Annotated in this window: 11 protein-coding genes; 5 read left to right on the top strand and 6 right to left on the bottom strand. The window is 57.4% G+C overall.

Features of this window, described 5'->3' with window-relative positions; all coding sequences use genetic code 11:
- The 4 genes from metK to Q0349_RS11965 form a co-directional block, all read right to left on the bottom strand.
- Positions 1-815, bottom strand: an 815-nt coding sequence (gene metK / locus Q0349_RS11950; RefSeq protein WP_298081231.1) for a methionine adenosyltransferase, incomplete at its 3' end; no start/stop codon positions are given.
- 89 nt (positions 816-904) lie between these two features.
- Positions 905-1,441 (bottom strand): cupin domain-containing protein, encoded by a 537-nt coding sequence (locus Q0349_RS11955; RefSeq protein WP_298081232.1) that lies wholly within the window; start codon positions 1,439-1,441, stop codon positions 905-907.
- A gap of 51 nt (positions 1,442-1,492) precedes the next feature.
- The gene (locus Q0349_RS11960) at positions 1,493-1,807 is read right to left on the bottom strand and encodes a cell division protein ZapA (RefSeq protein ID WP_298081233.1); all 315 of its coding nucleotides are present in this window, start codon (positions 1,805-1,807) and stop codon (positions 1,493-1,495) included.
- Positions 1,804-2,226, bottom strand: a complete 423-nt coding sequence (locus tag Q0349_RS11965) for a hypothetical protein (RefSeq protein ID WP_298081234.1) — start codon at positions 2,224-2,226, stop codon at positions 1,804-1,806. Before Q0349_RS11965 ends, Q0349_RS11960 begins: the two co-directional genes overlap by 4 nt.
- Before the next feature lie 95 nt (positions 2,227-2,321).
- On the opposite strand from Q0349_RS11965, the gene Q0349_RS11970 reads away from it, so the two are divergent.
- The 5 genes from Q0349_RS11970 to Q0349_RS11990 all read left to right on the top strand — a co-directional run bounded on the left by Q0349_RS11970 (position 2,322) and on the right by Q0349_RS11990 (position 7,306).
- Positions 2,322-2,834 carry a UPF0149 family protein gene (locus tag Q0349_RS11970; protein ID WP_298081235.1) on the top strand — a complete coding sequence of 171 codons (513 nt, stop codon included), beginning with the start codon at positions 2,322-2,324 and terminating at the stop codon, positions 2,832-2,834.
- Positions 2,831-4,246: a sucrose-6-phosphate hydrolase gene (locus tag Q0349_RS11975; RefSeq protein ID WP_298081236.1), complete on the top strand. Its 1,416-nt coding sequence runs from the start codon at positions 2,831-2,833 to the stop codon at positions 4,244-4,246. The genes Q0349_RS11970 and Q0349_RS11975 overlap by 4 nt, the downstream gene beginning before the upstream one ends.
- A gap of 24 nt (positions 4,247-4,270) precedes the next feature.
- Positions 4,271-4,741, top strand: a complete 471-nt coding sequence (gene rlmH / locus Q0349_RS11980; protein WP_298081237.1) for a 23S rRNA (pseudouridine(1915)-N(3))-methyltransferase RlmH — start codon at positions 4,271-4,273, stop codon at positions 4,739-4,741.
- 103 nt (positions 4,742-4,844) lie between these two features.
- A complete protein-coding gene (locus Q0349_RS11985) occupies positions 4,845-6,194 on the top strand; it encodes a GntP family permease (RefSeq protein ID WP_298081238.1) in 1,350 nt (449 codons plus the stop codon).
- A 389-nt stretch (positions 6,195-6,583) separates the two neighbouring features.
- Complete coding sequence (locus Q0349_RS11990; protein ID WP_298081239.1) at positions 6,584-7,306, top strand: hypothetical protein; 723 nt, start codon at positions 6,584-6,586, stop codon at positions 7,304-7,306.
- Between the two features lie 341 nt (positions 7,307-7,647).
- Here Q0349_RS11990 and Q0349_RS11995 read toward each other — a convergent pair whose 3' ends face one another.
- Positions 7,648-8,127, bottom strand: a complete 480-nt coding sequence (locus Q0349_RS11995) for an efflux RND transporter periplasmic adaptor subunit (protein WP_298081240.1) — start codon at positions 8,125-8,127, stop codon at positions 7,648-7,650.
- A 53-nt stretch (positions 8,128-8,180) separates the two neighbouring features.
- The gene (locus Q0349_RS12000) at positions 8,181-8,825 is read right to left on the bottom strand and encodes a biotin/lipoyl-binding protein (RefSeq protein ID WP_298081241.1); all 645 of its coding nucleotides are present in this window, start codon (positions 8,823-8,825) and stop codon (positions 8,181-8,183) included.
- Between the last annotated feature and the right edge of the window lie 63 nt (positions 8,826-8,888).

Genomic DNA, 8,888 nt, shown 5'->3' on the forward strand with positions numbered 1-8,888 from the left:
TCCACTTTGGACGGGTCCTTGCCGGAAAATGCGCCGCCGCCGTGGTGCGCCGAGCCGCCGTAGGTATCGACGATGATTTTGCGTCCGGTGAGGCCGCAGTCGCCGACCGGGCCGCCGATGACGAATTTGCCGGTGGGGTTGATGTGGAATTTGGTGTTGCGGTCAATCCATTCGGCGGGCAGCACCTTGTCGATAATCAGCTCACGCACCGCTTCCTGCAAATCCTTCTGCGAGATGTCCGGGTCATGCTGGGTGGAGAGGACGACGGCGTCAATGCCGGTGATTTTGTCGTCTTCATAGCGGAAGGTAACCTGTGATTTGGCGTCCGGGCGCAGCCACGGCAGCACGCCGTCGCGGCGCACCTGTGCCTGCCGCTCGACGAGGCGGTGCGCGTACATGATGGGGGCGGGCATCAGCGTCGGGGTCTCGTCGCAGGCGTAGCCGAACATCAGCCCCTGGTCGCCCGCGCCCTGTTTGCGTTTTTCTTCTCGGTCCACGCCTTGCGCGATGTCGGAGGATTGTTTGCCGATGGCGTTGAAGACGCCGCAGGTGGAGCCGTCAAAGCCGATGTCGGAGCTGTTGTAGCCGATTTCGACCACGGTTTTGCGTACCAGGTCTTCCAAATCAACCCAGGCGGAGGTGGTGACTTCCCCGGCAAGCACGACCATGCCGGTTTTAATCAGGGTTTCGCAGGCGACGCGCGCGTGTTTGTCCTGGGCGATGATGGCGTCCAGCACCGCATCGGAAATTTGGTCGGCGATTTTGTCGGGATGCCCTTCGGATACCGACTCGGATGTGAATAGATAGTGGCTCATGCCGTTCTCCTTTGAGATTAAGTGGATGGAAGCGCCGCCGCGTTCAACCCCGACGCGAAAGCGGCCGCTATCCTAGCAAAAATCCGCGCTTATTGCTTTGCCTTCTCATCTGTCGCAGGGGCTGCACTGGCAGTCTGCGCAATTAAATCAAGAAATACCAGCGGTTCATCGCCCGCATTTTTCAGCGCATGACTTTGTCCTGGCCGGGCAATGGTAATGTCGCCCGCTTGGACTTCGCTTTCTTTGCCGTTGCTGTCGGTAAAGATGCCCTTGCCGGAGATAATGATATAGACATCCTCATTATTCTCGTGCTTGTGCAAACCGATGGCTGCACCGGGTGGCAAAGTCATCCAGCCGATTTCACGAAAGGCATCGTGGTCATCGGTCTGTTTGCGGGTATAGGCAAATTCGCCAAGCAATGCACCTTCACCACCCGCTGCCTTTTCCCGGTCCCATTCGCTTAATTCGCCTTTGCGATAAAGCTGGATATTGCGGTTCAGCGTTTCGCCATGAAAGACTTGCTCTATTTTTTGCGAATAGGCGGCATTATTCGCAGCGGGCGCGGCAGTTTCTGCCTGCGCATTCAGGGTCAATAATAATGCGGAAAGGATAAACAGGTTTTTCATGACACACCTCTCGTTAAAAAAATCCCCGCAGCGCGGGGATGGCAGGACGCATTAACTGTCGCCCAGATTTTCTTCGGCAATCGCCTGGCTTAATGTACTGAGCAGGCGTTCGCTGACCTGATTGACCATGCTTACTTCGCGTGCAATCGTTTGCCGCTCTTGCAACAAGTCAAAGGTCATTTGCAGCGCGGACAGGACAATCAGGCGGTCTATCGGCACTTTCGGATTGTCACGCCGCATATCCGAGAGCGATGCGTTTAATTGCTCCGCCGCTTCAATCAGCAGATTGCGCTCATGCGGCTCGCACATCAGCGGATAGGTATTTTCCAGAATCTGCAAGGTGACTTTCATTTGTTGCTTGCTCATTGTTCTACCCCGCGAATACGGTCAATCATTGCCTGTTTGCGGCGGTTGGCATCATCCAGCTCCGCCTGCAAATCATCCTGGGCGCGCTGATGTTCTGCCGCCTGTTCGCGCAATGCCTGCGCATGGGCGACAATCAGCGCTTCCTTTTCCGCCGCCCATGCGGCTTTATCCTCGTCATAGCGATTGCGCCAACGGGTATCGGCGTGTTCCAAAGCAATGCGATATTCCTCGGCGCGCTGGGCGAGGGTTTCCTGATGTTCTTGCACGGTGAGATTATGGCGGACATTCAGTTTGTCATAATCTTCCTGCAATTGCCGGTGATTCCGGTTGAGCGTGCGCCATGCCTTGAGCAAAGTATTGGTCTGCTTTTCAACACGTTTTAATTCGTCTATATGTAAACGTTCCTGAACTGGCTTCATGCTGATTCCTGCTTAGGCTCTAAATGACGATAATGGCAAGCCATTACCACGGTTTCATTTATACTACCATCTTTTCCAACAGCCGGACAAAAAGCATGACCACACAACCCCGTTACGACGCCCTCGCCGCACTCATTGCCACCCGCGAATGGTGGTTTGGCGCCAGCGAAGTGCAAGGCATATTGAGCGCGCTCGTCGCCTGCAATCAGGGCGGGCGTTGGGCGGAAATCCTCTTTGCCCAAGGCGAGATTGACACCATCGCGCACGAAGCCTTCGACCGTCTCTCGCGGCAAATTGAAGAAACGCTCGCCGCCGATGCCCTCTCCTACCAACTGCTGTTGCCGGAAGACGGTACCCTTGCCGCGCGCGCCGAAGCACTGGCCGCCTGGGCGCAGGGATTTACCGTTGCCATCCACTGGTTGCAACCCGAACTCGAAGACGACGCCCGCGCCTTCCTCGCCGACCTCGAAGAAATCGGCAAACTTGACTGCGACCTTGACGACAGCGAAGAAAACCGCCGCCAGCTCACCAGCCTCGAAGAACACTGCCGCATGGGCGCGCTGCTCATCTACACCGAAAACCACAAACCACAGGAGAAACCCGCATGAACTGGACCCGCGAAGCGCGCTACACCGCGCTCAATGCCGACACCCGCCCGCGTTTTGACGGCCTCTGCGCGCAGGCCACTGCCAGCCCGTGGCGGCAGCGCTACCACATCCAGCCGCCCGCAGGGCTGCTCAACGACCCCAACGGCTTCTGCCACGACGGGCGCGAATACCACCTCTTCTACCAATGGTTCCCGCTCGGCCCGGTACACGGCCTCAAATACTGGCAACACCTCACCAGCGCCGACCTCGTCCACTACCAAAACCACGGCATCGGCATCGCGCCGGATAGCCGTTGGGACAGCCACGGCGCCTACTCCGGCAGCGCGCTTGCCGACGGCGACGGACTCCTCATCGCCTACACCGGCAACCACCGTACCGCCGCCTGGGAGCGCATCCCCTACCAGCTCACCGCCCGCCTCGACGCGCACGGCCTGCACAAAAAACCGCCCTTCCTCAACGGCGCGCCTGCCGGTTACAGCGAACACGTGCGCGACCCGAAAATCTGGCGCGAAACCGACGGCAGCTACGGCATCGTCCTTGGCGCGCAACGCGACAACCACACCGGTGGCGCGCTCTACCTCACCTCGCCCGACACGCGCGACTGGCAACTGCGCGGCGAAATCGACTTCGGCCTGCCCGACTTCGGCTATATGTGGGAATGCCCCGACTACTTCCCGCTCGACGGGCGCGACATCTTTCTCTGCTGCCCGCAAGGCCTGCCCGCCGACGGCGACCGCTGCCGCAACCTCTACCAGTCCGGCTACTTCCTCGGCACCTTCGACAAAGCCGCCTGCCGCTTCACGCACGACGGCTTCCGCGAACTCGACCACGGCTTTGACTACTACGCGCCACAAAGCACACGGGGTGCCAACGGCGAACGCCTGCTCATCGGCTGGATGGGACTGCCCGACACCAGCTGCCCCAGCGCGCGCGACGGCTGGGCGCACTGCCTCACCCTGCCGCGCGTGCTGACGATAGAGAACGGCCAACTGCGCCAGCGGCCATTGCCCGCGCTCGACCAACTGCGCGGCGAAGGCGAACACGACGGCATCCACTACGAACTCAACCTCGCCAACCCGCAAAGCCGCCCCTTCATCCTCACCCTGCGTGCGGGAGCCACCGCCAAAACCGTACTGACCTACAACGGCGAAGCACTCATCTTCGACCGCAGTCAAAGCGGCGCGCTGCCCGAACCGGAAAAAGACGCGCCCGGCAAAGGCGGCCACATCCGCCGCCTCGCGCTCGCACAACTGCACAGCTTGCGCATCTACGCCGACACCTCTTCGCTGGAAATCTACATCAACGACGGCGAAGCGGTAATGACCGGCGCCATCTACCCGCCCGCCGACGCCACCGGCCTGCCCATCGCCGCCGCCGATGACGCGACAGTAACGGTTTACCCCATCCCGTAGCCGCCGCATCCTTCATATATAGCCATGCACATCGAAATCATCGCCGTCGGCCAGAAAATGCCGAACTGGGTCAATCGCGGCTACGCCGACTACGCCGACCGCCTGAGCGGCGACCTCACCCTCGGCCTCACCGAAATCCCGCTGCAAAAACGGGCGAGTGCCAGCCAACTGGCGGCGGCGCAACAAAAAGAAGCGGCGCAAATCCAAAGCGCACTGCAAGGCAGCGACTACCGGGTGACGCTGGACATCCCCGGACGCGCGCATAGCAGCGAAAGCCTCGCCGCACGGCTGCAATACTGGCAGGAACATCACCGCCGCCTCGCGCTCATCATCGGCGGCCCGGAAGGCATCGCCCCGGAAATCAAGGCACTCGCCCACGAAAGCTGGTCGCTCGGCAATCTCACCCTGCCGCATCCGCTGGTACGCATCATCGTCGCCGAAGCGCTCTACCGCGCCTGGAGCATCAACCACCATCACCCCTATCATCGCGCCTGAATGTGTATTTACTGAGGGCTTTTGTGGTATTTACCGTGTATTTCTGTTGTCTTTAACGGCAGACGCCGGGATAATGAGCGCAGTTTTTCACACTGGAGGCTTTATGATCGTTCTGTGGTTATTACTAGTCATCGTCTTTATTGTGCTGGCGACGGCCAAACTGAAATGGCACCCCTTCCTCGTGCTGTTGCTCGCCTGTTTTCTCACCGCCTTTTGTTACGGCCTGCCGCTGGCGGGAATTGCGAAAACGATTGGCACCGGCTTCGGCAATATCCTCGGCTCGATTGGCCTTGTCATCGTCCTCGGCACGATTATCGGCCTCGTGCTGGAGAAAACCGGGGCGGCGCTGGTGATGGCGGAATCGGTGGTGAAAGCCATCGGCCCGAAATTCCCGACGCTGGCGATGAGCATTGTCGGCGCGATTGTCTCCATTCCCGTTTTTTGCGATTCCGGCTTTGTCATTCTTCATTCGCTGAAGGAATCGCTGGCGGCGCGAATGAAAGTGTCATCGGTGGCAATGAGCGTCGCGCTGGCGACCGGGCTGTATGCGACGCACACTTTTGTGCCGCCGACCCCGGGGCCGATTTCCGCCGCTGGCAATCTGGATTTGGGCAACCAGCTCGGTCTGGTGATTGGCGTCGGCCTGCTCGTTTCCGTGGTGCCGATTATGGCGGGCTGGCTGTGGGCGAACCGCTTTTTGCGGGAACGGCCGGACGGCACCGCCACCACCCCCACCGATGATGCCCGCGCGCAGGCCATCCGCGACAGCTACGGCAAGCCGGTCTCGCCCGCGCAGGCGTTCATGCCCATCGTCGCGCCCATCCTGCTCATCTGCCTCGGCTCGATCGCCGCCTTCCCGACACATCCCTTTGGCGACGGCACCGTCGCGCAAATCTTCAATTTCCTCGGCACGCCGCTCAACGCCCTGCTCATTGGCACCTTCCTCGCCTTCACCCTCATTCGTGGCGCAGACAAAACCGCGCGCATCAGCGCCATCGTCGGCGACGGCCTCACCGTCTCCGCGCCGATTCTGCTGATTACCGGCGCGGGCGGTGCTTTCGGCGCGATTCTCAAAGAAACGCCGGTGAGCGACTATCTCGGCCACACCCTGAGCAGCAGCGGCATCGGCATCTTCATGCCGTTCATCGTCGCTGCCGCGCTGAAAACGGCGCAAGGCTCGACCACCGTCGCCCTCGTCACCGCCTCCAGCATCGTTGCGCCGCTGCTCGGCCAGATGGGGCTGGACAGCGAAACGGGGCGCGTCCTCTGCCTGATGGCCATCGGCGCGGGCGCGATGACCGTCTCCCACGCCAACGACAGCTTCTTCTGGGTCGTCACCCAGTTCAGTCGGATGAGCGTCGGCCAGGGCTACCGCACCCAAACCGCCGCCACCGCCATCCAGGGCATCAGCGGCATCCTCTGGATTTGGCTGTTGGCGCAAGTGATGCTTTGATATTGAATGGTTTGATATTCCCGTGACCGTAAACGGGTGTCCTGAACGGCAAACCCGCAAACCGCCTTGGATAGGGCGGTTTTTTGCAGGAGGTGATAGCCGACCGGCGAGCGGCTTATAGCAATACACCGAAAGAAGTCTCATACTATGCCGCCTTTCTATATAGCCGCGTACCACCTCCAGCGTTGCGCCTTGTGTAAAACTTTGAGTGTATCGCTATATAGCGATACTCACAAAATGCTGTATAAGGCGCGCCGCTGAAGACAGTACGACTTTGTAGCCGAGGCAGGAAACGCCGTACAGCGCTTTGTAAGGAATGCTATAAATAGAATCCTTGCTTACCATGCGCCTACTGCTCCCCCTAAATTTTACGTCAAGAGGTTAGCGTTTTGTCTACGAAAAAAAAAGCAATTTGGTTAATTAATGATTTGCTATTACTTTCAAAAGGACCTGATTTTGAATTGGATATTCCACAAGGAATAGATATCCTTACTTACAGGAAACTTGATGCCAAGCTAGATAGGACACCAGCAGAGGAAGAAGAATTTTCTGAACTACTCACTACAATGAACAATGGAGTCTCTTTACTTAAGAAAAAACAACCGTTATCTGAGGATAAATTTCCCAAATTACTTTACCCTAGGTGTGGTCTTCAAAAAAAGAGGCTTTCTCCAATATTTTCTGTGTTCGATGGTTTTATCATAGCAACGGAGAGTTTTGCTAATCTTCTCCTAAGATTTAATTTGGGAAGCACGCAGATGTGTGAGGTTAGAATATCAGGTATAAAATCCAATGATGAAGCTGCTAAAGCCCCTTATTTTTACATAAATATTTGTGAACATAAAGAATTTTTTTTACCTGAGTATAGCGATTCATCGATTTTTTATCTAAATATTAGTGGAAAAAAAATATATTCTTCACCTTCTTATAAAATTGAATTACAAGAATCTTATTATTTTTCTTCAGAATCATTAAAATCTTCTGTGGATCTTTGGCATGATCCTCAAATAAGTGATTCAATATTTATGTCTGAAAATTTACAACAAGCCATATGCGAGGCTGGAATAAGAAGAAAAATACCACTCATGCCTTGCTATAATTTTATCTATTGATTTTTATTGTTTAACTGTCTGAATTCAATGTTCATTATTATGCTGTAATCAGTACTTGGGGCCTGTTCAAAATCTTGGGGAACCGCATTTTTCCGTATGCTTGCATAGGGAACTGAAAGTCGGGAAAACAGCTAATATGCTCCCTCCCTCGCTACGGACGCTGGCGCGTCCTGCAGGGGAGGGGGGTATTTTTTGGCTATTTCTGTTTTATTCCACTATATAGCCATCCACCGAAAGCCTCATACGGTGTTGCGTCGCCTCGCCGTACAAAAGCGTACTGTCTTCGGCGACGCGCCTTGTCTGAAACTTTCGGTGGATGGCTATATTCCGAAAAGCCGCATTTATTTCTGTCGGGTGTCAATCCGCACTTCAACCGACATTCCCGGCGCGAGTTTGTGCAAATCCGTCTGTCCCGGATGCAGCTCGATTTTGACGACGATGCGCTGGGCGATTTTGACGAAATTGCCGGTGCCGCTGTCGGCCTTGATGATGCTGAATTCGGAGGCGGTCGCCGGGGCGATTTCACTAATGCTGCCGCTGAAATGTGCGCCGCCGAGGGCATCGACGGTGATGTCCGCCTGCTGGCCGCTGCGGATGTTTTTCATGTCCGTTTCCTTGATGTTGGCGACAATCCAGCGCGCGGCGGGGACGACCGACATCAGTTGCGTGCCCACGCTGACGAGTTGGCCTTTTTTGACGGCGACTTCGCCCAACTGGCCGTCGGCAGGCGCGTAAACGGTGGTGTGTCCCAGCTCCTGTTCGGCCAGCGCCAGCATTGCCTTGGCGTTGTCGATGGCAGCGGCGGCGCCTTCGCGTCCCACCCCGGCATTGAGGATGTTCTGTTGGACGATGGCGTATTGTTCTTTTGCCTGCGTCAGCGCGGCTTCTGCCTGTTTGACTGCGGTCTGCGCCGCGCCGCGGCTGCTTTGCGAGATGGCATCATTGCTGACACCCTTGATGCGCTTCCATTCTCGGTTGGCGCGGCAAGCACCGCCTGGGCGTTGGCAATGGCCGCCTGCCCCGCCTTGGCGGCGGATTGGGCGGAGGCGCGATCCTGTTTGGTTTTGTCCAGCGCCGCCTGCTGGGCGAGGATGCCCGCTTTCGCCTGCTCTACTTTGCTGAGGTAGGGCGCGCGGTCGATTTCCACCAGCAGCTGCCCGGCCTTGACGGTATCGAAGTCGCGCACCAGCACGTTCAGCACATAACCGCCGACGCGCGGGCTGACCACGGTGATGTTACCGCGCACATAGGCGTTGTTGGTGTAAACCTCGCCGAGGCCGAACGGCGGCAGGCGGAAGGCATACAGGGCGAGCAGCGCGCCCGCGACGGTCGCCACCAGAATGGCAATGCTGCCGAAACGGTGTTTTTCCGGCTGCCATTGGTCGGGTTCTTGCGGCGTTTCGGGCTGTGGCGGCGGGATTTCTGCGGCGACTGGCTCCGGCGGCACTTCTTCAACGACGGGCGACGGCACGGTTGGCGGGGTGATGTCAGGCTGTTCGGGGGTGTTTTCTGGGGTCATGATGGTTTCCGGGTGGTGTCCTAAAATGTATGCTGCCTCAAACAAATCCGTAGTTGATATAGA

The sequence above is a fragment of the uncultured Cardiobacterium sp. genome (genome assembly GCF_938028185.1).
Taxonomy (GTDB): Bacteria; Pseudomonadota; Gammaproteobacteria; order Cardiobacteriales; family Cardiobacteriaceae; genus Cardiobacterium.

What these genes read in the sequence shown, in the direction of transcription:
- Q0349_RS11970 (WP_298081235.1), top strand. Translation starts at nt 2,322, where the DNA reads ATGACCACACAACCCCGTTACGACGCCCTCGCCGCACTCATTGCCACC.
- Q0349_RS11960 (WP_298081233.1), bottom strand. Translation starts at nt 1,807, where the DNA reads ATGAGCAAGCAACAAATGAAAGTCACCTTGCAGATTCTGGAAAATACC.
- Q0349_RS11985 (WP_298081238.1), top strand. Translation starts at nt 4,845, where the DNA reads ATGATCGTTCTGTGGTTATTACTAGTCATCGTCTTTATTGTGCTGGCG.
- rlmH (WP_298081237.1), top strand. Translation starts at nt 4,271, where the DNA reads ATGCACATCGAAATCATCGCCGTCGGCCAGAAAATGCCGAACTGGGTC.
- Q0349_RS11975 (WP_298081236.1), top strand. Translation starts at nt 2,831, where the DNA reads ATGAACTGGACCCGCGAAGCGCGCTACACCGCGCTCAATGCCGACACC.
- Q0349_RS11955 (WP_298081232.1), bottom strand. Translation starts at nt 1,441, where the DNA reads ATGAAAAACCTGTTTATCCTTTCCGCATTATTATTGACCCTGAATGCG.
- Q0349_RS12000 (WP_298081241.1), bottom strand. Translation starts at nt 8,825, where the DNA reads ATGACCCCAGAAAACACCCCCGAACAGCCTGACATCACCCCGCCAACC.
- Q0349_RS11965 (WP_298081234.1), bottom strand. Translation starts at nt 2,226, where the DNA reads ATGAAGCCAGTTCAGGAACGTTTACATATAGACGAATTAAAACGTGTT.